The sequence below is a fragment of the Corynebacterium sp. HMSC065D07 genome, assembly GCF_001810695.1.
Taxonomy (GTDB): domain Bacteria; phylum Actinomycetota; class Actinomycetes; order Mycobacteriales; family Mycobacteriaceae; genus Corynebacterium; species Corynebacterium hesseae.
On sequence record NZ_KV802476.1, the window covers coordinates 115,424 to 137,882 of the forward strand.

Consider the following 22,459-nt stretch of genomic DNA (forward strand, 5'->3'; position numbering starts at 1 on the left):
CGTGCTCCCCGCGTGAGCGGGGATGAGCCCCACAAGGAGGTAAGCGCTAATGGCACGCCACTGTGCTCCCCGCGTGAGCGGGGATGAGCCCTATCCAGTGTCGTTTGAGGACGTATTCGACGTGTGCTCCCCGCGTGAGCGGGGATGAGCCCCCACCACACCACCAACGACTTCAAGGTTGTAAGTGCTCCCCGCGTGAGCGGGGATGAGCCCACGGCTTTACCGCTACTTCCGCCCCCGGAGACGTGCTCCCCGCGTGAGCGGGGATGAGCCCCACAGCAGGGGAGCAGTCGTGAGATGGGAGAGGTGCTCCCCGCGTGAGCGGGGATGAGCCCGCAGTAGAGCAAGTCAACGCCCATACTCGGGCGTGCTCCCCGCGTGAGCGGGGATGAGCCCACCGCCATCTTCCGCTGCTCCGCCGGTTCTACGTGCTCCCCGCGTGAGCGGGGATGAGCCAGGACGGGGCGGGCCGCTTCATTGACACGGTTGGGTGCTCCCCGCGTGAGCGGGGATGAGCCCAAGACACTCCCTGGGAACTGGGATGCGCTGCCGTGCTCCCCGCGTGAGCGGGGATGAGCCGTGGGTTCCCTACATGCGGACGGCTAATGGCTCGTGCTCCCCGCGTGAGCGGGGATGAGCCCCATTAGCCTCCAGATACGCCTGGGCATAAGCAGTGCTCCCCGCGTGAGCGGGGATGAGCCGAGCAGGTCGTATGCCTGCGTGCCGACAAGCAGGTGCTCCCCGCGTGAGCGGGGATGAGCCGGGTGGGCTGTACGCGGAATCGCCAAGAAAGACGTGCTCCCCGCGTGAGCGGGGATGAGCCGGCCTGCGCGCTATCCCCGAGGACCGGCTCATGGTGCTCCCCGCGTGAGCGGGGATGAGCCCTCCTACCAGCCCCTCGATTCCATCTGCGACCAGTGCTCCCCGCGTGAGCGGGGATGAGCCCGCCGGTGGTAGGGGTAAGAGTCTTGCAGATGTGTGCTCCCCGCGTGAGCGGGGATGAGCCCAGTCCACCAGTGCCCGCCGTCATGGCTACACCGTGCTCCCCGCGTGAGCGGGGATGAGCCGGGTGAGCTACTCGGGTTGCAGCGTTCCAAGGTGTGCTCCCCGCGTGAGCGGGGATGAGCCCGGCGGCGAGGGCAAGAAGGGCCGTATTTTCGTGTGCTCCCCGCGTGAGCGGGGATGAGCCCGGCACCCGCTTCAACGTCATCGACATCGACGAGTGCTCCCCGCGTGAGCGGGGATGAGCCGATGACGGGCGAAACAGTGTTGAGGGCTTCGTAGTGCTCCCCGCGTGAGCGGGGATGAGCCTCCACCTGGACTATCGAGCGCGCCAAGAAGGCTGTGCTCCCCGCGTGAGCGGGGATGAGCCCTCTTCATCCTCGGCCTCAGGCCACAGGTCGATCGTGCTCCCCGGGTGAGCGGGGATGAGCCCAAACTCGCCGCCCCCGTAAGAGCCGATCTTCCGTGCTCCCCGCGTGAGCGGGGATGAGCCGCAAAGTCCAGAGCATTCGGCGCGCCACCAATAGTGCTCCCCGCGTGAGCGGGGATGAGCCGCCTTCCACAAGGCCATTCCACGCGGAGACAATGTGCTCCCCGCGTGAGCGGGGATGAGCCGCGAAGAACTGCACGGCGGCGTTGATGTAGCAGGTGCTCCCCGCGTGAGCGGGGATGAGCCGCTGCGCAGCACGTAGGGGTTACTACATTTGCGGTGCTCCCCGCGTGTGCGGGGATGAGCCCAACTAGGCCCGCGCCCTCACACCACTCGCTAAGTGCTCCCCACCTGACCGCGGAAGCGCTAGGACGACTACAGTTTGCTATAGTCGGATCTACTGTCGGGACGGCGTCCGTGCAGTTGTCGGAGAGTACGCCCCACGCACGTGGGGATAGCTCGCAAAAGGCCTCTAGTTCTTTAAGGTTTGCGGTGTACGCCCCACGCACGTGGGGATAGCTCGCGAGGACACCCAAGCGCGTGACAGGTCGTCAAGTACGCCCCACGCACGTGGGGATAGCTCGTCTCGGGTCACTGACTTCGGGTCAAGCAACATGTATGCCCCACGCATGTGGGGATAACCTAGGTAGCGCTCACCACGTAAACAGGTATGAGTTTGTATAGACCGTTGGAAGCGTTGTGTCCAACGTGGAGTCGAGCGAGTTTCCCAGTCGTTGTTGTTTTCGATATGGCGTGCACTCCGTTGCAGAATTTCGCGCTTTTCTTCGCTGGAGTTTCAACACTGTCCTAATTTCGTAGTTTTTCTTTTCATGAGAAAACTAGGTCTTCTCCTTTCGCAGTACGCTAGGGTCAGTATCTGTGATTCAGGACGTCGACCCGCTCATCCATTCCCTGTACCAGGTCTTTGATCTCATCGGTGTGGTACTCAACGGCATTATCGGTGGCACGATTGCACGCCGTAGGGAATTCGACATTATTGGCTTCGTCTTTCTGGCGCTCTTTTCGGCGCTGGCTGGCGGCATGATCCGTGACATGCTGATCGCCAGCGGTCCGGCTGCGGCTATCTCTGATCCGCTGTATCTCACGCTGGCGTGTGTGGGCGCGCTCATTGCTTTCTTGACGGACCTGAAGGGCAAGGCCTGGGAAATCTTCCTCGAGCACGCGGATGCTGTCATCTTGGGCGTATGGTGCACGACTGGATGCGTGAAGGCGCTGACCCATGGAATGCCGTTCATCGCCTGCGTATTCTTGGGCGTTTTGACCGCAGTGGGTGGCGGAATGGTACGCGATGTTGCTTCCGGCCAGATTCCCTCGGTCTTTGGCGGCAGCCCACTCTATGCCGTGCCGGCGGTGCTTACAGGAATCGTGATGGCATCCTTCGGGCACTTTGACAAGTTTGCCCTCGGCATGGTCATCTCGCCCTTCGTGGGCTTTGGCCTAGCAGTTATGGCGTATTGGCGCGGATGGGTGCTTCCGCGCGCTGGCATTGCTCCCTTGAACTACACCGCGGCGCAGGTGGCATCGATTGCACGGAAAGCTGAAATTAGGGGCTTTCGGCGAGGCCGTAGAAAACGTAAATAGGTTCTCGGCCGGACCTCGGCCTATCTACAGCTCCTATTGGTTGCTGATTTCTTGGTTTTGATTAGACCTGTTTATTTTCCTCGGGATTTACAGCAAGTTCGTTAGCCGCAGGCTTTTGTTGGTTTCGGTTGAGGAAAGTCCTCACGAGAGGAGTAAGGGATGCTAAGCCAAGGATCGTAGCGCCGACGAAAGACTCCGGTGGCTCCAGAAAGAGCAAACAGCAGAAAATGCCGGCAATGGAAGCGAATGTAATGAACGCGGCGACGCGAAAGCCAGCCTTGGCCTCCCAAAGGGCGTGATCGAACGCCTTCTGAGTGTTCAGCCGATCCGCAATTGTGTCTTCGTGGGCGTCGTCCAGAATTCGCTCGCCAAGCCCTGGCTGAATTTTCTCGCAACCATTGATGATGTGGGGTGGAGGAATGGGGCCGGCGTACGTATGGCCGATAATGGGGCCATATTCAATTAATTGCCCGTCGATCCCTGGGATTGCCGGTTGATTTGGCGGCTGATCCTGCCCCCAATTTGGTTGAATACGCGGGTCTGTCGGGTCTGAGTGCTGCGACGGGCGACCGACAGGGCCTTGTCTACCTGACCCGAGTGGCTGAAGGTGATCTTGTCCATCCCGCGCACCGTGGAGTGGAACATCGTCATGACTCAGACCGTACCTTTTCTATGGTTCGTCTGCCTGAGTTACACAATAAATGAGAGGAATAGGCGGGATTGGAGCTGTAGTGAGCAGCCGGACGCAACTGCCGTTTTCTCTGCTGTCACATCCGTATACCCCTGTGTGATGATGCCCGCGGAAAGAGTCTCGCTAGGGCCTCGCTAGCGAGTCTTCTTACTGCCGTCAAAGTCAAAACGAAACACCGCTCTCCTGTGTCAATACAGGTAGAACGGTGCATTATTTTGCTTCCCCACCAGGACTCGAACCTAGAATGACGGTACCAAAAACCGTAGTGTTGCCGATTACACCATGGGGAAACGCGCCCACATTATGAGCGCTGGGGGACATGTTACCCGACGGGTGCGTATCAGACCTAAACAGGTGGCCAAGACTCGCGTTCCCGTTGCTTGCGGCTTACTTTTAGCTGGTGCGGGCCATGTCCGGTGAGGGAGATACAGTAGAAGACATGGTTCGACAAAGGATGACCGGGCGTGAGCGCCGTGAGCAGTTGATCTCCATTGGCCGTGCGGCCTTCGCAGAGCGCGGTTTCGATGGCGCCAGCGTGGAGGACATTGCGGCACGCGCCGGTGTGTCTAAGCCAGTGGTCTACGAGCATTTCGGCGGCAAGGAAGGCCTCTACGCCGTCGTCATTGATCGCGAGCTTGTCGCCTTGGAGAAGGTCGTGACGGAATCGCTACAGACGGGTTCTTGGCGCGAGCGCATCGAGCAGGGGGTCGTCGCGCTGCTGACTTATGTGGAAGAGGAAACCGATGGTTTCTTGATCCTCGTGCGCGATTCCAAGCCAGGGGATGAGCGTAGTTTCTCCACGTTGTTGAATGCAGCAGTTAATCAGATCGCGCACATCCTCGGTGAGGCCTTTGAACACCGCGGGCTCGACCCAGAGCTGGCGGTGCTTTACGGCCAGGCGCTCGTCGGCATGGTGGCCACCACAGCCCAGTGGTGGCTGGATGAGCGTGAGCCTTCGCGTGAGACAGTTGCCGCGCACATCGTTAATCTGTGCTGGAATGGTCTTTCCGGCATGGAAGCAGCACCGAAGTTGAAGGGAGCCAAGTAGGTGGCAACGCCGATGCTGGGCGGGCTTTTAAAAGTAGCCGCCTCAGATCCGAAACTTAAAGGCCTCGCCTCCCAAGCGGGGGAAGCCTCATTGCACATTACTGGCATCGACCAGGCCCGCCCCTGGGCCATCGGTACCTTGGCGCACCACGCACCGGTGCTGGTGGTGACCGCCTCCGGGCGCGAGGCGGAGGACCTTACCGCGGAGCTGACAGCCATGCTGGGGGATAAGGTCGCTTACTTCCCGGCATGGGAGACGCTTCCGCATGAGCGGTTGTCGCCGGCCGCGGATATCGTCGGCAAGCGCGCGCGTGTGCTCGACCTCGTGGGAGCGGGCAAAGCCCAGGTCGTGGTGACCTCCGCCCGCGGGTACTGCCAGCCCATCCTGAGCAAGGTGGAGGGCCGCGCGCCCATTTTCCTGAAGGAAGAGGACGAGCACGAGCTCGCGCATATCCTGTCGGAGCTAGAGTTTCGTGCTTACAAGCACGTGGACATGGTGGCCAAGCGCGGTGAGTACGCCACGCGCGGCGGCATTCTTGATGTCTTCCCGACAACCTCGGATTACCCGGTGCGCGTGGAGTTCTGGGGCGATGAGATTACGGATATCCGTCAGTTCTCCGTGGCTGACCAGCGCGCCATCCCCGAGATCGAGGTGGGAGAGGTCGCCATCTATCCCGCCCGCGAGCTGCCGATCACCAATGAGGTCGCCGCGCGCGCCCGCGAGCTGGCGCAGAAGTTTGGGGGCAACGCAGCGCTGGCGGAGCTTCTGACCAAGGTAGGGGAGCACATCCCGGCCGAAGGTATGGAAGCCGTGCTGGCCGTGCTTGCCGACGCCCCCTTTGTCACCCTCCCCGAACTGCTTGCCCCGGGCACGCACGTGCTGCTCGTGGCACCGGAAAAGATCCGCACGCGAATTGCTGACCTGGAATCCACCGATGCGGAGTTCTTGGCGGCTGGCTGGGAGGCCGCCGCAATGGGTGCGGATGGCCCGTTGGCTGCTGAGGGCTTGGATACCTCGGCGTCGAGTTATCGCTCCTATGAGTCGTTGGAGGCGACGTGCCGGAATATCGAAGCCCCGTTGTGGACTTTCGCCCCGCCGGGAATGTTTGCGGCGGCTGAATCGGAGACTCTGCCGCTGGACTTTGAACCCGGACCAACTCCGCGCGGTGATATTCCAGAGATTGATGCCATGATGGCGCAGCTTCTGGCGCACACGACGGCCGGCGGGCGTGCCGCCTTCATTGCCCCTGCGCAAGGCGCTATCAAGCGCATGGTGGAGCGCTTTGCGGAGAAGGGTATCCCCACGAAGGTGGCCACACCTGGCTGGGAGCCGAGTCCCGGCGAGGTCACGCTCTACCAGGCCTTGTCCCATGCTGGTCTGGTGTTCCCGAAGGTACGCAAGCTCAAGGACGCTGAGGCGCTGCCGCTGGTGGTCATCACGGAAACCGATCTGACGGGTAACCGTGTGGGCGATATTGCGGGGGCGAAGCGTCGCCCAGCAAAGCGCCGTAACCGCGTGGATCCCCTCGCACTCAAGCAGGGGGACTACGTGGTGCATGAGACTCATGGCATCGGCAAGTTCCTCAAGATGGCCGAGCGCACCGTTCAATCCGGTGACGAGACTTCGCGCCGCGAATACATCGTGTTGGAGTATGCCGCCTCCAAGCGCGGTCAGCCGGCTGACCAGCTGTGGGTCCCCATGGATTCGCTGGATTTGCTGAGCAAATACACCGGCGGTGAGACGCCGACGTTGTCCAAGATGGGTGGCTCGGACTGGAAGAACACCAAGAAGAAGGCGCGCGCCGCGGTGCGCGAGATCGCCGGTGAGCTGGTGGAACTCTATGCCAAGCGCCAGGCCGCACCCGGTCACCAATTTGGCCCTGATACGCCGTGGCAGGCGGAGATGGAGGATAATTTCCCCTTCGTCGAGACCGAGGACCAAATGCTGGCCATCGACGCCGTCAAGCAGGATATGGAATCCACGGTGCCGATGGACCGCGTGGTCGTCGGCGATGTGGGCTATGGCAAGACCGAGGTTGCGGTGCGCGCAGCCTTCAAGGCCGTGCAGGACGGCAAGCAGGTCGCGGTCCTCGTGCCCACCACTTTGCTGGCCCAGCAGCACACCGATACTTTCCGCGAGCGCATGCAGGGCTTCCCGGTGGATATCGAGGTGCTTTCGCGCTTTACCTCGGCCAAGGAATCCAAGGAGATTCTGGCTGGTTTGGCGGATGGTTCCGTGGACATCGTCATCGGTACCCACCGCCTGCTGCAGACCGGTGTGCAGTGGAAGAACTTGGGCCTCATCGTGGTGGATGAGGAGCAACGTTTTGGTGTCGAGCACAAGGAGCACATCAAGGCGCTCAAAGCCAGCGTGGACGTGCTCACCATGTCCGCGACGCCGATTCCGCGCACCTTGGAGATGTCCATGGCGGGCATCCGCGAGATGTCTACCATCCTGACCCCGCCGGAGGACCGCCACCCGGTCCTGACCTATGTGGGCGCGTATGAGGATAAGCAGGTGGCCGCGGCCATCCGCCGCGAGTTGCTGCGCGACGGCCAAGTCTTCTTCATCCACAACAAGGTTGCGGATATCGAAAAGAAGGCCCGCGAGCTGCGGGACCTGGTCCCAGAAGCGCGTATCGTCGTGGCACACGGCCAGATGAACGAGGACGTCCTTGAGCGCACCGTCCAAGGATTCTGGGACCGCGAATTCGACGTCCTGGTGTGTACCACCATCGTGGAAACCGGCCTGGATATTGCGAACGCGAATACCCTCATCGTGGAGAACGCCCACCACATGGGCCTGTCCCAGCTGCACCAGTTGCGCGGGCGCGTGGGCCGCTCCCGCGAGCGCGGCTATGCCTACTTCCTGTACCCGAAGGGCGCCACGCTGACGGAAACCTCCTATGACCGCCTGGCCACCATCGCCCAAAACAACGATCTGGGCGCCGGTATGGCCGTGGCCATGAAGGACCTTGAGATGCGCGGCGCCGGCAACGTGCTGGGCGCCGAGCAATCGGGCCACATCGCCGGTGTGGGCTTTGACCTCTACGTGCGTCTTGTCGGTGAGGCAGTGGAGACCTTCAAGGCGCTCGCGCGTGGTGAGACCCCCGTGGTCACGGACGAAGGACCGAAGGAAATCCGCATCGATCTTCCGGTGGATGCCCATATTCCGGAGTCCTATATCAACTCCGAGCGCTTGCGTTTGGAGGTCTACCGCAAGCTGGCGGCCTCCAAGGACAACGCGGACCTGGCACATGTGGTGGAGGAAATGCAGGACCGCTACGGGCCCATTCCGGAGCCGGTCGAGCGCCTGCTCGCCGTGGCTCGCCTGCGCCACCAGGCCCGCCGGGCCGGGGTCAGCGATATCACGGTGCAGGGCACGCGCATCAAGGTCCATCCGGTGGAGCTGGCGGATTCCAAGCAGGTACGCCTCAAGCGCCTCTTCCCAGGCTCCAACTACCGTGCAGCGGCCAAGGCCATCCAGCTCAACTTCCCCAAGGCCGGACGCAACGTCACGGACCCCAAGTTGCGTGACATCGAACTCCTCCAGTGGGTGGCGGACTTCTTGGCCTCGATGTTCGAACTCGAGCGCGTCGACGTCAGCGGTGCTAAGACTAAGAAGAATGTCATTAGCGTAGGAGAAAAATAATGGACGCCAGCACCGCCGCCGGAATTTCTCGGTCCAATCCCAGAATCGTTCTAGTGGCGGTGTGGATGGCCGCCTCGCTGCTCAGCATCCCCGTCTCACTGGTGATCAAGTTCAGCGGTGAGAACGGTGGCTGGCTCACCTTCATGCTGATGATGTTCGGAGTAATCCTGGTTGGCATCTGGGTGCTGCTTGGTTTACTCCCGCTGTTCATCCGCGGTGATTACACAAGCAAGCTGGCATGGGCGTGGGTGTCGCTGGCTTTAGTGTTCATTGGCTTTATCGTGGGCAATGCCAACGTGCCGGATTTTGGGGACGTCGGACCAGCCACTGTTCCGACGTGGTGGTTTGGCAACGAGGAAGCGGCCTCGATCACTGGAGGCATCTTCCTCGTCATCAGCGCTATCGGCCACGTGTTGTGGATAGCAAGCTGCATCGCCTATGCGGTGCTATCGCGCCGCTCGGCGCCCCAGGTTTTCTAGAGCGCTAGGCGGCCCGTGCTCAAGCCCCACACCGCGGCAACCGCGCCGATAACTACCAGCGCTACCACGAACCATTCGAAGGTGTTGAACACGCGTTCCTTCTTGTACAGGCGGGTGGCCACATAAGGAATCATGCTGGGGACCACGGCCAGCGCGCCGAGAAGAACATAAACCGGGTCGGCGGCATAGATGAGCCACAGGGAATAGATGAAGGCGACGAGGCCGATGCAGAGGTGACGGCGATTCTCTCGGCGGCTCACCTCCGGACCTGAAATATCGAAGCGCACCCCGGCATGCGGGTGAGTCAGCCCCTTGCCGCGCACGGCCAAGAGGACCAGGTAAAGGGAAGAGAAGATGTAAGGCAGCAGGTACATGATGGTGGCCAGCTGCACCATCGCGTTATAAGAGGTTTCATTGAGGAAGAAGACGATAACGAAGAGCTGAATCGTCAGCGTAGAAATCAGCTGCGCTACCCACGGCGCACCGGCGATGTTCACGGTGCCGATCTTGCGGGGGAGAAGACCATCGACAGCCATCAGGACAATCGGCTCCGCGCACAGCATCTGCCAGGACACGTAGGCGCCGAGCACGGAGAGACACAGGCCGAGGGAAATGAGAGCGCCGCCCCATTCGCCTACGGCCGCGGTGAGCACGGACGCCATCGAGTTATCCGGCAGCGCTGCGAGCTCCTCCTGGGTAAGCACGCCGAAGCTCAGCGTGGACACGGATACCAGCAACGCCAGAACGCTGATGAAGCCGATGACGGTGGCGCGGCCGACGTCGGCACGCGTGCGCGCCTGCTTGGAGTACACGGATGCGCCCTCCACGCCGATGAAGACCCACACGGTAAAGAGCATGATGCCCTGAATCTGCTCGAAGAGGGACTTATCGGAGGCCTCACCCCAGAAATCAAGAGTGAATTTGTCGCAGCTAAAGCCTACGAAAGCGAGGATGACGATGAAGGCGAGGATGGGGACGATCTTGGCCACGGAGGTGACCATGTTCATGATCGCCGCCTGCTTAATACCGCGCGCCAGCACAGCAAAGATTCCCCAGGACAACACCGATACGGCGATGGCGGAGACCCAGCGGTGGTCGGCGTCAAAGAAAGGCACGTAGTGGCCAATGGTGTTGAAGAACAAGGTGGCGTAGCCCACCTGCGCCATGACGGAACCGAGCCAGTAGCCCCAGCCGGACGTAAAGCCAATAAAGTCACCTAAGCCGGCGCGGACGTAGGAGTACACACCGGAGTCGAGGTGTGGCTTGCGGTGGGCAAGAATCTGGAAAACGAAGGCGACAGAGAGCATGCCGACGCCTGCGATGAGCCAGCCGATGAGCATGGCGCCAGGGCCGGCCACGGAGGCGATGTTCTGCGGAAGAGAGAAGATTCCGGCGCCCACCGTGGAACCGATGATGAGCGCGATGAGCGTCCACAACGTCACAGAGTGCGTGCGCGGCGATTCGGTGAGATTGGAAGTGGTCATTGGTTAAAAATACCCCTTTAGGCGGGCGTTTGCGCAACTGCAGCGAAAGTTCAAAGAACTGGGGACCTATACTCGTTGCTTATGACTGTCCTGTTGTTAGATCCGCGCTGGCCCACGTTAATCCCTATGGAGGCCGTTGGGAAACTGCAGGGCCCTGTTGTTTTCACTGATGAAGTTCCGGTGAAGGTGCGCTGGGACTTTGATTCACTGTTGTGCGGTGAGGATCCGGAAGGCCATGGTGTTGTGGTGAGCACAGATCCATCACACCCGCAGGTGCGTGCGCTTATCGACGCTGATGCGGACCTCATCCTCGCCCCCTCCCTTGAGGAACCGATGTGGAAGGCACGTGAGGTGATGTCGCGTGCGCGGCGCATCGGGGAGTGGGAGCGCGATCAAACCCACGAGACCTTGCTGCCGTATCTAGAAGAAGAGTCGGCGGAATTCGCCCAGGCGGTGCGGGAGCGTGCCACTGATTCCGAGTTGCTTAAGGAATTGGGCGATATCTTCTTGCAGGTCCTCTTTCACGCCGAGATCGCGGCACGCCGTGGGGCTTTTACTCTCGACGATGTCGCGATGTCTTTCGTCAACAAAATGCGCTCCCGCGCGCCCTACCTTTTCGACGGCACGGAGGACGTCGTGGGGGTAGAGGAGCAGGAGCGCCTGTGGGCCGAGGGTAAGGCCCGCGAAAAGAACTAACCCTTCTGGATCATCGAGGACAGCAAGGGAGCGTAGTCAGCGATCGTGGAGGATAGGCCGGTGCCACCGGTAGCGAGAGTGTCTTCCTTGACGATCTTGCACTCGAGGGCGCGGTCGGCGGTCTGGCCGGAGTACTTTACGGCGGCCAAGGCCAGCGGGCCGAGTTCCTCAGAGTTTCCCAGTGCGGTGAGGTTCTTGGACAGCTGGTTGCGGGTGGTGTTCGGAGTAAGCAGCTCGCCCTCGGTGCTCTGATCAATCAGCGTCAGGGTGCTGCGCAGGGTGTTGCAATCAGCGGACTGGATGCCCTGGGAGAGGAAGCCGCCCAGCTCAGTCAGGGAAGCGGCAGAAGCGGTGGCGGGGGTGATTGCGCCGAGGGCGACAACGGCGGAAGCAGTAGCGAGGATACGACGGATGGACATGGAACTCCTTGGCTAAGAGAAAGACACGTTTCTAGAACGGACAGTGATAGAACGTGGAGCACCAGCAGGGCCTCGGCTCTCTGTTCAACGCTGCAGTGTAGCGCAGAATGTTACGCATGGGAACATTTGGACATAACTTTTGTTCCGCGATTGTCGTAGGTCTTGCCTATACGGTCGCCTCGTGGCGCCCTCTGTGTCGCTCGACCCCCTTCCTGCAACGGGCTGTAGTATTCACCTTTATGACGCAGGGGCTTAGGAGGATCGGGGGCTGTGGCCTCGGCATTGTCTTGGCCATCATTCTGATCATTTCCTTGGTGGCCTGGAGTCTTTCCTTCCTGGATAAGCCATCCCCGTTCCGGCAGCTTTCCCCCGTCCCAGAGGAACTTCCACCCGTGGGCGGGGCAGAGGTGCCCGCTATTGATGTCGACGGGCTGGGGCGCACGGCGGACAAGCTGACGTGGTGGTCCGACCAGCTTGCCGACGCCACCAGTATCCCCGCCCAGGCATTGCGGGCCTACGGCAACGCCGAGTTGATCGCGCGGCAATCCTGGCCGAACTGTAATCTGCGCTGGAATACCCTCGCCGGTATCGGCTGGGTAGAAACTCGTCACGGGACCTATAACGGAAGCCTCTTCGACCGTTCATCCCTCGATGAGAATGGTTATCCCGACCCGCCCATCGTGGGCATTCCTCTCGACGGAACTAACAACACCACTTTGGTTCCTGATAGCGATGGCGGCGCCATTGATGGCGATGCCGAGTTTGATCGGGCGGTTGGCCCCATGCAATTCATCGCTTCTTCGTGGGAACATCTAGGTCGAGATGCCAACGGCGATGGCGTTGCTGATCCCAATCAAATCGACGATGCCGCGTTGGGTGCTGCCGCACTGCTGTGTCACGGAGATAGGGATCTTTCCACGCCAGAGGGATGGCGTTCGGCCGTCCTCAACTACAACCAATCTGAGGACTACCTGCGCAAAGTCGCAGCAGCCGCAAATTCCTACGCCATTGAACAGCCTGCCGTGTCCTAGCCTCTTTCTAGATCTATGTCACGTTGTCCGTTTCCGCCCGACACGTTCCGAAGTTTTCTGGAACAATTGTCCCCAGGTGGTTTGGGAGCCCCTCCCAGAACACGAACCCAAGATCAATTTGGCTCTATAGGAGTGAAAGCAGCATGGCTGACATCATCCACGTAATGGCACGCGAAATTCTTGATTCCCGCGGCAACCCCACCGTTGAGGCTGAAGTATTCCTCGACGATGGTGCACGCGGTGTCGCCGGCGTTCCGTCTGGCGCTTCCACCGGTGTTCACGAGGCTCACGAGTTGCGTGACGGTGGTGACCGCTACTTGGGCAAGGGCGTTCTGAAGGCTGTTGAGAACGTCAACGAAGAGATTGCTGATGAACTTGCCGGCTTCGAGGCCGATGACCAGCGTCTCATCGACCAGGCCCTGATCAAGCTGGACGGCACGGATAACAAGTCCCGCCTCGGCGCCAACGCCATCCTGGGCGTGTCCATCGCAGCCGCCAAGGCCGCTGCCGAGTCTGCTGGTCTTCCGCTCTACCGCTACATTGGCGGCCCGAACGCTCATGTCCTGCCCGTTCCGATGATGAACATCGTCAACGGTGGTGCCCACGCTGACTCCGGTGTTGACGTTCAGGAGTTCATGATCGCCCCGATTGGCGCCGAGTCCTTCAGCGAGGCTCTGCGCATGGGTGCACAGGTCTACCACGCACTGAAGGCCGTTATTAAGTCCAAGGGCCTGTCCACCGGCCTGGGTGACGAGGGCGGATTCGCTCCGGAGGCTGAGTCCACCAAGGCAGCTCTGGACCTCATCGTTGAGGCCATCGAGAAGGCCGGCTTTAAGCCGGGCAAGGATGTTGCCCTGGCCCTCGACGTTGCATCCTCCGAGTTCTACAAGGACGGCAAGTATCACTTCGAGGGCGGCGAGCACACCGCTGAGGAGATGGCCAAGGTCTACGAGGACCTCATCGCCAACTACCCGATCGTGTCCATCGAGGACCCGCTGCAGGAAGATGACTGGGAGGGCTACACCAAGCTCACCGCAGCTATCGGTGACAAGGTGCAGATTGTCGGCGATGACTTCTTCGTCACCAACCCGGCTCGCCTGAAGGAAGGCATTGAGAAGAAGGCCGCCAACGCTCTGCTGGTGAAGGTTAACCAGATCGGTACCCTGACTGAGACCTTCGACGCCGTTGAGCTGGCACACCGCAATGGCTACCGCACCATGATGTCCCACCGCTCCGGTGAGACCGAGGACACCACCATTGCTGATCTCGCCGTTGCTCTGAACTGCGGCCAGATCAAGACCGGTGCTCCGGCCCGCTCTGAGCGCGTTGCCAAATACAACCAGCTGCTGCGCATTGAGCAGGAACTGGGTGACGCCGCAGTTTATGCCGGCCGCTCCGCATTCCCGCGCTTCCAGGGCTAGGAATTAACTCCGGTTTCCAGCAGTGGTCTGCACAGACCACTCGCTGAACTACTGGTGAAACAAAAGGTGCCACAGAAACTGTGGCACCTTTTAGTCGTTTTGATCGTGGCACCTTTCCTGTTGTCCGGCCCCGAACAGGCCCAGCCCAAAACTTCTGAGGCGCATGTTATTTCTGGGACACGTCGCGCGCCGCACAGCACCTGGGCCGGTCCGGGATACAATGGCTTTCCGATGGCACGCACTACTTCTCCCCGCACGAAACGCCGGAACACCGTTCCGGTTCGCACGCGTGCCCGCGATGAGCAGCGAGCTAAACGGAAGAAAGCACCGGTGCAGGCCAAGGGGCTAGACATCCTCGGGATCGGTGTGATCATCGCTGTAGTTCTCGTAGTACTGCTATCCATTGCCGTTCCGCTGCGAAATTACTACCACGGCCAATCGGAGATTGCGCGGCTGGAAAGCTCAATCGTCGCCAAGCAGGCACAGAAGGATGACCTCCTCACGGAGATTGACAAGTATCGATCCGAGGAATACGTCAAGGAGGAGGCGCGCCGCCGCTTCGGTGTCATGGATGAAGGCGAGATGGCCTTTCGCATCATGGATCCGCGCATGGACTCTGGTGACACGGTGACCTCAGAGCGTCGTGAGGATGCCGACGACCGCGAGTGGTACACGGTGCTGTGGGATTCAGTATCGGAAGATGCGGAAAACCTACCGGAAACACCTGCTGAATAGGACTCATCCATATCTCCATGTCACAATGGTTCCTATGACCGTGACCGATGCTGACCTTGAAGTCGTCCGCGAACAGTTGGGTCGCGCCCCGCGCGGCGTCGTGGACATTGCTTACCGCACCCCGGACGGAGCCCCAGCGGTGATTAAAACCGCACCCAAGCTTCCCGACGGCACCCCGTTTCCCACCCTTTACTACCTCACCGACCCGCGCCTGACTGCCGAAGCATCGCGCCTTGAGGTCGCCCATGTCATGAAGTGGATGGAGCAGCGCCTCGCCCAAGAAGAGGACCTGCAGCAGGATTACCAGGCAGCGCACGAACACTACCTGGAAACCCGTAACGCCATGGAAGACCTGGGCACTGAGTTTTCAGGTGGCGGCATGCCAGAGCGCGTGAAGTGCCTCCACGTTCTCATCGCTTATGCCTTAGCTGAGGGGCCGGGCCGCGTGCGCTTTGGTACCGAGGCCGTCGCGATGGCTGCGGAGCACGGTAAACTCCGGGGAAGCGCCATCCCTGAGGATTGGCCCACCGTGGGGGACCTGGGCATCGACATGACCCAGTTCGATTTTTCTAACGCCGGTTAAAAGAAAGGCTAGCCCTATGACTCGCGTCGCTGCTGTCGACTGCGGAACCAACTCCATTCGCCTGCTCATCAGCGAGATTCAGGAGGATGGCAAGATCCGGGACATCACCCGCACGATGGAGATCGTTCGCCTTGGCCAGGGCGTCGATGCTACCGGTGAGTTTGATCCTGAAGCTCTTGCGCGGACTCGCGTAGCGCTCGAAGGCTACGTCAAACAAATGAAGTTTGAAAAGGTCGAGCGCGTGCGCATGGTCGCCACCTCGGCCACTCGTGATGCAAAGAACCACCGCGAGTTCTTCAACATGACCGAAGAGCTTCTTGGTGAAATCCAGCCGGGGGCTCGCGCGGAGGTTATTTCCGGTGAGGAAGAGGCACTGCTGTCCTTTACCGGTGCGGTGGGGGACCTGCACTCTGAGGAGGGCCCGTATTGCGTCATCGATTTGGGCGGTGGTTCGACAGAGTTCGTCGTGGGGACAATCGACGGCGAGATCCTCGGCTCGCACTCTGCTCAGATGGGGTGCGTGCGGCTTACCGAGCGCATCATGCGCACCGATCCTCCCACGGAGGCCGAGATTGAGATTGCTAGCGACTATGTTGCTGAGCGCATGGCCGAAGTGGAGAAGATCGTTCCTATCGACAAAGCCCTAACCTTCGTTGGCTGTGCCGGTACGTTTACGACTCTTTCGGCGCTTGCCCAGGGGATGGAGCGCTACGATGCCGACTCCATCCACGGTTCCGAGCTTCGCTTCGATGCGCTGCGGGTGCTTACCCGACAGATGATTGGATTGCCTTCGGATGTGCGCGCTCTCAACCCCGTCATCCACCCTGGGCGCGCAGATGTCATCGGTGGTGGATGCGTGGCCATCGAGGGCATCATGACGATGATTGAGCGCAACAGTGAAGCCCGTTCCTTCTTCATCAGCGAGAAGGACATCCTCGACGGCATCATTAGCGGCCTCGCCGCCAGCTAGCGAGCTCAAACCAAAAGAGTTGCGCAGAAGCCGACCCTATTTTCAGTCTATGCCTACCCGTGCCCTAAGATGAGTGGGCACGGTTTGGCCCCCATAGCCCAATCGGCAGAGGCAGTCGACTTAAAATCGATTCAGTGTGGGTTCGAGTCCCACTGGGGGCACCATGACCAGCGGAAACGCTGAATTTAACGGGGCGAAGGAAGCGAACGCTTCCCAGCGCTCCTCTTCATAGTTTGCGGCAACAGGGGCGCCGGCAAGCGCAGTGCTTGTCGACGCATTCCTGTTACACGTGGACAATTTTGCGAATTTTGAGATTTTTGGGAACTTCCTAGCAGTGGGGAGCGTTGATCTTGATGAAACGACAAATAAGGCGGCCATAGGGGCCGCTTTTTAGAGAAAGACTGTGAAAGGAATCGGGATTCGCGTGCGTTCTAGCAACCCCGTCATGAGTTCCCTCTCGTCCAGCCAAAGTCAGACCCAGGGTGGAAATCCCTACGGTCAGAGCGACAATCCATTTATTCAGGAGAATCGCAGCGCCGATCGGCCGCTGACTGTTGATGATGTCGTGACCAAGACTGGCATTACTCTTGGCGTCATCATTGTCATGGCCGTGCTCAACTTTGCTGTTGGTGAGTTGATTAACCCAGGCATCGCGATGATTCTTACCCTGGTCGGTGCGCTCGGCGGTTTCATTACTGTTCTTGTCTCAACGTTTGGCAAGAAGTTTGGTTCTGCAGCCGTCACGTTGATCTATGCCGTGTTTGAAGGCCTCTTTGTGGGCGGATTCTCCCTCATGTTTGCCGGCGTATCCTTCGGCAATTCCGATGGCATGGCACTTATCGGCCAGGCAATCATGGGTACCGTAGGTGTCTTTATCGGCATGCTGATGGTCTACAAGACCGGTGCCGTCAAAGTCACCCCGAAGTTCAACAAGATCATGTTCGGCCTCATCGCCGGCGTGGCAGTGTTGGCTCTGGGTAACATGCTGGGCGCTATTTTCTTTGGCTTTAATCCGCTACGTGATGGTGGCATGCTTTCCATCATCTTCTCCCTCGTCTGCATTGTTCTGGCGTCCTTGTCCTTTATGACAGACTTCGACCAGGCAGACCGCCTGATTCGCCAGGGGGCTCCGGCGCAATATGCCTGGGGTATCGCTCTTGGTTTGGCCGTGACCTTGGTCTGGCTGTACACGGAGATTCTTCGTCTGCTGAGCTACTTCAGGGACTAATTAGTCTCATACCGCTTCTGCGAAACCGGCGGCTGGCACCATAAGCTTTGTGGTTGCTGGCCGTCGGTTTCTTTGTGTGCGTGGCGCATCTCTTTTGGAGCAAGGGTATAGCGCCCGTTAGGTGCGGGCGGGATCTTGGCATTGACTGTCGCGAGCTAATGCAGATTGCAACAGTTAGAACAGGATTTCCCTTCGCAAATATCTATTTGTGTACCAATTACGGTATAGGTGGCGAGTACCTCAAGGCGGGTGACGTGGATGACTGCGGGGGTAGCTATGGTTGCAAATCTGAGGTCCTGTTCGGTTCTTGTGGGCGAAATGTTCGATTTCTTGGGTGGGTGAGTCTTTGTCTTGCTGTTAACAGGCTCCGTGAGCCGTCCGCTGGAAATGAAGGCAACTGCATCGGCAAGCACCTGTTTCCGTGCCTAGCCCTGAGCTTTACGCGACCATGCCGACAGAATTGGGTTTTTCATGTTCCCAAGGATGCGATGCTCTAAGGGGCGTGGGGCAAAGCGGGCAAGATCGCTGCTCAATTGAGGAAAAACGACACCCCAAAAATTGACAGTGTTGTAATTCGGGTACCCCCAATTGGTTATAATCGGCAGCCAAGACACATGTAGCTCACGGCGGGTATCCAAGCTCCATACAGGCTACGACCAGCTATTATTAACGGATAGTTCTATTAGTGTGAGCGAATAGTTACAATAAATGTTCATATAGAAAATGACTAATTTGGCACCGGCGCGACTTCTTGTTCTTTCTCGTGCATTCTGGTCGCAGAAGTCGCTCGGAGCTTAAAGCTCAAGGGAGGGGCTTCTAACGGTCAGGAAAGTTAGTTGAAGGGACACCATGAAGCGAATCGGGGGTCTTGTGATGATGGCGGTTTGTATCGGGGTGCTGTCAAACTGCGCATTACCGCTCGGCCTCAGTGTTCGTGGCGATGGTAGTAACGCGGGGGACTTTCGCAATTCTCCTGACATGAAAGCCGGCGGTGGCTCAGTGGACTCGGGGGTCGCTGATGCCACCGCCACGACGGCGCGAGAGTCTCAAGATCAAAGTGAGCAGTCTCGTGCAGGCGGTGGGGTACTTCCACCGCTAGGTGAATTTGACCGGACAGTGCCTGGATTCCAGGTGTTTGATCCGTGTAGCGCGAGCGCTGTCACTGCATTTGAAGGGAGAGGATTAGCTTTCGCTGGTTCAGTCAGACGTGAGACTGGATATCGGTCTTGCCAATTTGAGGCTGAGGACATTGATGGAAGTAGCGCTAGTGTGAGCATTGAATCGAGAGACTACAATCTCACCGAGATTCGCTCTGCGTTTCCCATGGGGATCGAGGTAAAAGGGGAAAAGGGGGAATCCATTTACCTTGTTGAAGAAACCCTTGTATCCAATGTGACTTGTACCGGATATGTGGAGACTGTACAGGGGACACTCTCAGTTTCCTGGACCAATTTTTCTGATGCTATTTCGATAGTCGATAACTGCAAAAACGTTGAAAGGGTAATTGGGTCCGTCATTTAAATCGGTGGGGCTCGGGGTAAACGATGATTGTTAATATAGGGAATCTAAAGCAACAGGTCGACGCAATTCATAATTTGGGCCGGAATATATCATTAGCTGGACAAAGGGCGCACAGTCCACTTGATGGAGGATTCTCCACCATCACCGGCCTAAGTGAGGTCGGCACAATACACCAGCGTGTGCTGGCAACGGATCCGGGGTCGGCGCGGAATTCTTTAGAGGGTTTTAGGGGGCAGGTTTCTTGGCTTGGGGAGGCACTTAAGACGGAGCTGGCAAGCTTCGAATCGCAGGATGAGCTTACGAGTCGGGGGTTGGATGTCGCTGACGCTGGTGGGGGAGGCGGGGCGGTATCGATGCCGATCGTGTCGCAACCAGACCCGGGATACAGCCCGTTTGGGTTCACCATCCCGATCGTGGACACCGGTGCTTCCATCATGGGCTTAGCATCGAACTTGTTTAGCACGCGCTTCTGGGATGTGTCGGAAGCGAATGCGCGGTGGGGCGCATTGAGTGGGGAAGTCGCAGAAATCGTTGCGGGTCTTGAAAACTCGGCCGCGTCTTTGGAAGCTGAGAACGACAGTGAAGCCACCACACGCGCAGCGCAGAAGATTCGTGAAGTTGCGCAGGCGGGTACACACTTCATTGCCAATGCGAGCGTCATGCAGCAGAAGCTGTTCGGCTTCCAAGCGCAGCTGATGAATGTACAGCCGGAAGCCATCGCCTTGGCCTTTGAGGTGGCGGCAATCCCAGAGCCTGCTACGCGTCAAGCCGCTGAGCAAGCGGCCTTGGTCTATATGCAGGGCGTCCTTCAACAGCAAGTGATTTCCGCTATGCCGTATCAGCATGCGCTTATGGACGCAGCGCCGCCCAGCGGCGGCGGAGACACCAGTACGCATTTCGGGGCAGTCATGGGCGACGGAAATCGCTACAACACCGATGGAGTCACATGGCCGAAGCCAATAGCCGAAGCGATAGAAAACGGCACCATGGGCCCAGGCTCCTTTGGCGTTGCGGACGGCCACATCCAAGGTCTGGAAAGCGTGGGGATGGGGGCTGACGATATCGCACGCTTTCATAACGAGCTACACAATCGTGGGCGCAGCATCCTCAGCGAGCTTGGTTTCGGAGACGCATTAGCGCCGATCAATGCAAGTGAGGTGAATACCTCGGCTGCCAACGCAGGCTTGAGCGCCCTTGATCCCGTTCGGGGAGGAGCGCCAGGATCGTTGGCAACTACCAGCGGCGCGGCAAACATGCCATCTGGTGTAAACGGGCTCGGAGGTCTAGGCAGCGGCGCTGTAGGCCAGGGATTGGGAGCCATTGGTCTTGCTGATGGCCGTGGGAACAAGCTTCCCGGAGGCGTGGCAGGCCACAGCGGTCGCTTGCCGGAAATGTCGGCGAATCCAACGACAAACGCAGCGGGGTTCGGAGGCGCGGGCGCTTCATTCGGTGGGCCGCAGACCGGAACGCATCCGGTATTAGGAGGCCTTCCTGGGGCCGTAACAGGAACTGGACAACAGAGGGAAGGGCGGACGTCGCTAAGCGGAGGCAGCCTCGTCGGAGGCGGTGCCATCGGTACAGGAGGTACCGGGGGCGTCGGCAACGCTGGTGGCGCTGGTGGTGTCCTGGGAGCCCCGGGCGGAGCGAGTAGTGCGAGGCAGGGAGTCGGCAGTGCCCGCGGTGCGGGGATGCGCATGATGCCCATGATGGGTGGCATGGCACGCGGCGGCGAAGGCGAAAGGCGGGTCAAGTCCGTCACGACTCAAGTAGAACGCGACCCCAACCGCCGTGATCTGCTCGGCGAAGCACCCGCAGTACTGCCAGGGGTTATCGGGGATTGGGTCCGGGAGGCAAAGTAGAAAAAGACGGCGGACCCCAGAAAGCTAAAAGCGGCGCCCCAACTATCGGGACGCCGCTTCATTACCAGTTGCCGTTGAACCTACTGCTGAACCGGAGCAGTGGTGTATTCAGCCGGAGCAACCTCGGTTGCAGCAACGGCCTCGGACTCAGTGGCTGCTTCGGACTCAGCCGCAGCCTCGGAGGGGGCGGCTGCACCTGCGCCGGGAGCCTCACCGGCAAAGGAAGCGCCGGTGTCAACCTTCTCAGAGGAATCCTGTTGGTTCGGAGGGTGGCAGGCAGCAAGGGTGAGACCAGCGGAAAAAACCAAACCAGCGGCAGCGAAACGAGTGAACTTCTTCATGGGTTAAAACTCTTTCTCGGAAAAACGATGACCTAAGAGCAGTATAAATTAGGACTTGCGCGGAGTTGCGGCCTTTGCGGAATCATAAGGCGCCGCAGAGACCACGGTGACCGACAAGGTCTTGCCATTCGGCGCCGTGTACTCGCGGGTCTCGCCCTCAGCAGCACCCAGGAGTGCAGCGCCCAGCGGGGACTGCTCGGAGTAGGTCTCCAAGTCCTTGTTATCGGAAGCAGCGGCGCGGGTACCGATGAGGAAGGTCTCGCGGTCCTCCTCGTCGCCGTTGTAGTACACGTGCACAACGGAACCGATGTGGGCAACACCCTCCTGGACGGCGGTGCGCTCGGTGGTGGAGTTCGCCAGAACCTCGGAGATCTGCTTGATGCGGGCCTCTTCCTGGTCCTGCATCTCACGGGCTGCGTCGTAACCCGCGTTCTCCTTGAGGTCACCTTCCTCACGGCGCTCATTAATCTCCGCGGCGACGACCGGGCGGTGGTCGATGAGGGCCTGCAGCTCGGCCTCGAGCTTGGCCTTGGTTTCCGGGGTAATGTACTGCTTCTGCTGCTCAGCCATAGTGCAACCTTCCGTTTACGGTTCCTAATGAACGGGTCTATTTCTCATTGGATGGGCCAGAAAGCGCAGGTGGCGCGGCCCATTCAGAACGCTCAACATACTAGCACAGCTGGGCTTTTACTCGCCGGTAGCCTCACCCGCTGTATCCATCGTGCTGGTGTCCAAATAGGACGGGATGCTTCCGGAGCAACCGTAGGCGCCACCGGCGACGGCTCTGTGGTTGGTGGGGATATCCACCGCGATGCGTTGAGCGGACTCACCGCCAGCAGGCACGGCGACCTCGCGGCGCCCCACCTCAGCCTTGGAGTAGTCGAAGGCCTGGACAATGCAGTATGCAGGTTCTTCCACGCGGTTGCGGGTGATGTCTACCCACACGCGCGCTGTGTCATCAGACAGGATCTCGTGGGTGACGTAGGAGATATCTGCGTTGACCTTTTGCTGGCTGCGGAAATACTGAACGCCGTAGACAATGGCCGCAATCAGCATAGCCAGGAATACCAGCACCAGCGCCCGGTTGGTCCATGAGCCTTTTGTGCGAGTGGACTGAGAGGAAGAACCGTAGCGGGACTGCGAGCGTGCGGGTTGAGAAGCAGGTTGGGCGTCAGACATGAGTCTGATTCTATCCAACAGTCGCCGCGAAGAAACTATCCACTAGACTAGGCCTCTGTTTAATGCCTCTGTATTAATGAGGCGAAGTA

The 22,459-nt window shown here is 59.6% G+C and carries 19 protein-coding genes, 1 tRNA gene and 2 CRISPR repeat arrays; of the genes, 14 read left to right on the plus strand and 6 right to left on the minus strand.

Translation table 11 applies throughout. The annotated features are described in order from the left end of the window. Window position 1: 1 nt before the first annotated feature. A CRISPR array of direct repeats spans window positions 2-1,800; the repeat unit is 28 nt; unit sequence GTGCTCCCCGCGTGAGCGGGGATGAGCC. 63 nt (window positions 1,801-1,863) lie between these two features. Further along, a CRISPR array of direct repeats spans window positions 1,864-2,077; the repeat unit is 29 nt; unit sequence GTACGCCCCACGCACGTGGGGATAGCTCG. A 237-nt stretch (window positions 2,078-2,314) separates the two neighbouring features. Continuing rightward, entirely contained in the window at window positions 2,315-3,034 is a 720-nt protein-coding gene (locus HMPREF2760_RS12095) for a trimeric intracellular cation channel family protein (RefSeq protein ID WP_246816511.1), read from the plus strand. Between the two features lie 462 nt (window positions 3,035-3,496). Here HMPREF2760_RS12095 and HMPREF2760_RS12100 read toward each other — a convergent pair whose 3' ends face one another. Continuing rightward, window positions 3,497-3,685, minus strand: coding sequence for a hypothetical protein (locus tag HMPREF2760_RS12100; RefSeq protein ID WP_070562534.1), 189 nt, complete (start codon window positions 3,683-3,685; stop codon window positions 3,497-3,499). Window positions 3,686-4,164: 479 nt separating this feature from the next. Between HMPREF2760_RS12100 and HMPREF2760_RS12110 the strand changes: the two genes are divergently transcribed. The 3 genes from HMPREF2760_RS12110 to HMPREF2760_RS12120 are packed head-to-tail and all read left to right on the plus strand — an operon-like array spanning window position 4,165 to window position 8,903. Then, on the plus strand, window positions 4,165-4,773 hold the full coding sequence (locus tag HMPREF2760_RS12110; RefSeq protein ID WP_070520882.1) for a TetR/AcrR family transcriptional regulator: 609 nt from the start codon (window positions 4,165-4,167) through the stop codon (window positions 4,771-4,773). Window positions 4,774-4,785: 12 nt separating this feature from the next. Beyond that, window positions 4,786-8,424, plus strand: coding sequence for a transcription-repair coupling factor (gene mfd / locus HMPREF2760_RS12115; protein WP_070597557.1), 3,639 nt, complete (start codon window positions 4,786-4,788; stop codon window positions 8,422-8,424). Beyond that, window positions 8,424-8,903, plus strand: coding sequence for a hypothetical protein (locus HMPREF2760_RS12120; protein WP_070597559.1), 480 nt, complete (start codon window positions 8,424-8,426; stop codon window positions 8,901-8,903). Before mfd ends, HMPREF2760_RS12120 begins: the two co-directional genes overlap by 1 nt. Here HMPREF2760_RS12120 and HMPREF2760_RS12125 read toward each other — a convergent pair. Next, window positions 8,900-10,387 (minus strand): amino acid permease, encoded by a 1,488-nt coding sequence (locus HMPREF2760_RS12125; RefSeq protein WP_070597561.1) that lies wholly within the window; start codon window positions 10,385-10,387, stop codon window positions 8,900-8,902. The two genes, HMPREF2760_RS12120 and HMPREF2760_RS12125, sit on opposite strands and share 4 nt — an antisense overlap. A gap of 81 nt (window positions 10,388-10,468) precedes the next feature. Here HMPREF2760_RS12125 and HMPREF2760_RS12130 point away from each other — a divergent pair, with 81 nt between their 5' ends. Next, window positions 10,469-11,083 carry a MazG nucleotide pyrophosphohydrolase domain-containing protein gene (locus tag HMPREF2760_RS12130; protein WP_070597563.1) on the plus strand — a complete coding sequence of 205 codons (615 nt, stop codon included), beginning with the start codon at window positions 10,469-10,471 and terminating at the stop codon, window positions 11,081-11,083. On the opposite strand, the gene HMPREF2760_RS12135 is transcribed toward HMPREF2760_RS12130, so the two are convergent. Further along, a complete protein-coding gene (locus HMPREF2760_RS12135) occupies window positions 11,080-11,502 on the minus strand; it encodes a hypothetical protein (protein WP_070520896.1) in 423 nt (140 codons plus the stop codon). The two genes, HMPREF2760_RS12130 and HMPREF2760_RS12135, sit on opposite strands and share 4 nt — an antisense overlap. Before the next feature lie 239 nt (window positions 11,503-11,741). Between HMPREF2760_RS12135 and HMPREF2760_RS12140 the strand changes: the two genes are divergently transcribed. From HMPREF2760_RS12140 to HMPREF2760_RS12175, 9 genes are all read left to right on the plus strand, one after another. Then, a complete protein-coding gene (locus HMPREF2760_RS12140; protein WP_070597565.1) occupies window positions 11,742-12,533 on the plus strand; it encodes a lysozyme family protein in 792 nt (263 codons plus the stop codon). A 143-nt stretch (window positions 12,534-12,676) separates the two neighbouring features. After that, window positions 12,677-13,954, plus strand: coding sequence for a phosphopyruvate hydratase (gene eno / locus HMPREF2760_RS12145; protein ID WP_070520900.1), 1,278 nt, complete (start codon window positions 12,677-12,679; stop codon window positions 13,952-13,954). Between the two features lie 231 nt (window positions 13,955-14,185). Then, on the plus strand, window positions 14,186-14,689 hold the full coding sequence (locus tag HMPREF2760_RS12150) for a septum formation initiator family protein (protein WP_070530555.1): 504 nt from the start codon (window positions 14,186-14,188) through the stop codon (window positions 14,687-14,689). A gap of 34 nt (window positions 14,690-14,723) precedes the next feature. Then, entirely contained in the window at window positions 14,724-15,272 is a 549-nt protein-coding gene (locus HMPREF2760_RS12155) for a DUF501 domain-containing protein (RefSeq protein ID WP_070520905.1), read from the plus strand. A gap of 16 nt (window positions 15,273-15,288) precedes the next feature. After that, entirely contained in the window at window positions 15,289-16,242 is a 954-nt protein-coding gene (locus HMPREF2760_RS12160) for a Ppx/GppA phosphatase family protein (RefSeq protein ID WP_070597567.1), read from the plus strand. Window positions 16,243-16,329: 87 nt separating this feature from the next. Continuing rightward, a tRNA-Leu gene (locus HMPREF2760_RS12165) sits at window positions 16,330-16,406 on the plus strand. A 260-nt stretch (window positions 16,407-16,666) separates the two neighbouring features. After that, entirely contained in the window at window positions 16,667-17,470 is an 804-nt protein-coding gene (locus HMPREF2760_RS12170) for a Bax inhibitor-1/YccA family protein (RefSeq protein WP_070597568.1), read from the plus strand. Window positions 17,471-18,739: 1,269 nt separating this feature from the next. After that, the gene (locus HMPREF2760_RS12915) at window positions 18,740-18,991 is read left to right on the plus strand and encodes a hypothetical protein (RefSeq protein WP_070683832.1); all 252 of its coding nucleotides are present in this window, start codon (window positions 18,740-18,742) and stop codon (window positions 18,989-18,991) included. A gap of 353 nt (window positions 18,992-19,344) precedes the next feature. After that, a complete protein-coding gene (locus HMPREF2760_RS12175) occupies window positions 19,345-20,850 on the plus strand; it encodes a hypothetical protein (protein WP_070597613.1) in 1,506 nt (501 codons plus the stop codon). Window positions 20,851-20,930: 80 nt separating this feature from the next. On the opposite strand, the gene HMPREF2760_RS12180 is transcribed toward HMPREF2760_RS12175, so the two are convergent. The 3 genes from HMPREF2760_RS12180 to HMPREF2760_RS12190 all read right to left on the minus strand — a co-directional run bounded on the left by HMPREF2760_RS12180 (window position 20,931) and on the right by HMPREF2760_RS12190 (window position 22,370). After that, entirely contained in the window at window positions 20,931-21,191 is a 261-nt protein-coding gene (locus tag HMPREF2760_RS12180) for a hypothetical protein (RefSeq protein ID WP_070523942.1), read from the minus strand. 48 nt (window positions 21,192-21,239) lie between these two features. After that, window positions 21,240-21,761, minus strand: coding sequence for a transcription elongation factor GreA (greA, locus tag HMPREF2760_RS12185; protein WP_010187368.1), 522 nt, complete (start codon window positions 21,759-21,761; stop codon window positions 21,240-21,242). Window positions 21,762-21,878: 117 nt separating this feature from the next. Next, a complete protein-coding gene (locus HMPREF2760_RS12190) occupies window positions 21,879-22,370 on the minus strand; it encodes a DUF4307 domain-containing protein (protein WP_070523944.1) in 492 nt (163 codons plus the stop codon). Window positions 22,371-22,459: the final 89 nt, after the last annotated feature.

What these genes read in the sequence shown, in the direction of transcription:
- HMPREF2760_RS12180 (WP_070523942.1), bottom strand. Translation starts at nt 21,191, where the DNA reads ATGAAGAAGTTCACTCGTTTCGCTGCCGCTGGTTTGGTTTTTTCCGCT.
- HMPREF2760_RS12110 (WP_070520882.1), top strand. Translation starts at nt 4,165, where the DNA reads ATGGTTCGACAAAGGATGACCGGGCGTGAGCGCCGTGAGCAGTTGATC.
- greA (WP_010187368.1), bottom strand. Translation starts at nt 21,761, where the DNA reads ATGGCTGAGCAGCAGAAGCAGTACATTACCCCGGAAACCAAGGCCAAG.
- HMPREF2760_RS12125 (WP_070597561.1), bottom strand. Translation starts at nt 10,387, where the DNA reads ATGACCACTTCCAATCTCACCGAATCGCCGCGCACGCACTCTGTGACG.
- HMPREF2760_RS12135 (WP_070520896.1), bottom strand. Translation starts at nt 11,502, where the DNA reads ATGTCCATCCGTCGTATCCTCGCTACTGCTTCCGCCGTTGTCGCCCTC.
- HMPREF2760_RS12175 (WP_070597613.1), top strand. Translation starts at nt 19,345, where the DNA reads ATGCCGATCGTGTCGCAACCAGACCCGGGATACAGCCCGTTTGGGTTC.
- HMPREF2760_RS12160 (WP_070597567.1), top strand. Translation starts at nt 15,289, where the DNA reads ATGACTCGCGTCGCTGCTGTCGACTGCGGAACCAACTCCATTCGCCTG.
- HMPREF2760_RS12130 (WP_070597563.1), top strand. Translation starts at nt 10,469, where the DNA reads ATGACTGTCCTGTTGTTAGATCCGCGCTGGCCCACGTTAATCCCTATG.
- HMPREF2760_RS12150 (WP_070530555.1), top strand. Translation starts at nt 14,186, where the DNA reads ATGGCACGCACTACTTCTCCCCGCACGAAACGCCGGAACACCGTTCCG.
- HMPREF2760_RS12155 (WP_070520905.1), top strand. Translation starts at nt 14,724, where the DNA reads ATGACCGTGACCGATGCTGACCTTGAAGTCGTCCGCGAACAGTTGGGT.
- eno (WP_070520900.1), top strand. Translation starts at nt 12,677, where the DNA reads ATGGCTGACATCATCCACGTAATGGCACGCGAAATTCTTGATTCCCGC.
- HMPREF2760_RS12120 (WP_070597559.1), top strand. Translation starts at nt 8,424, where the DNA reads ATGGACGCCAGCACCGCCGCCGGAATTTCTCGGTCCAATCCCAGAATC.
- HMPREF2760_RS12100 (WP_070562534.1), bottom strand. Translation starts at nt 3,685, where the DNA reads ATGACGATGTTCCACTCCACGGTGCGCGGGATGGACAAGATCACCTTC.
- HMPREF2760_RS12190 (WP_070523944.1), bottom strand. Translation starts at nt 22,370, where the DNA reads ATGTCTGACGCCCAACCTGCTTCTCAACCCGCACGCTCGCAGTCCCGC.
- mfd (WP_070597557.1), top strand. Translation starts at nt 4,786, where the DNA reads ATGCTGGGCGGGCTTTTAAAAGTAGCCGCCTCAGATCCGAAACTTAAA.
- HMPREF2760_RS12140 (WP_070597565.1), top strand. Translation starts at nt 11,742, where the DNA reads ATGACGCAGGGGCTTAGGAGGATCGGGGGCTGTGGCCTCGGCATTGTC.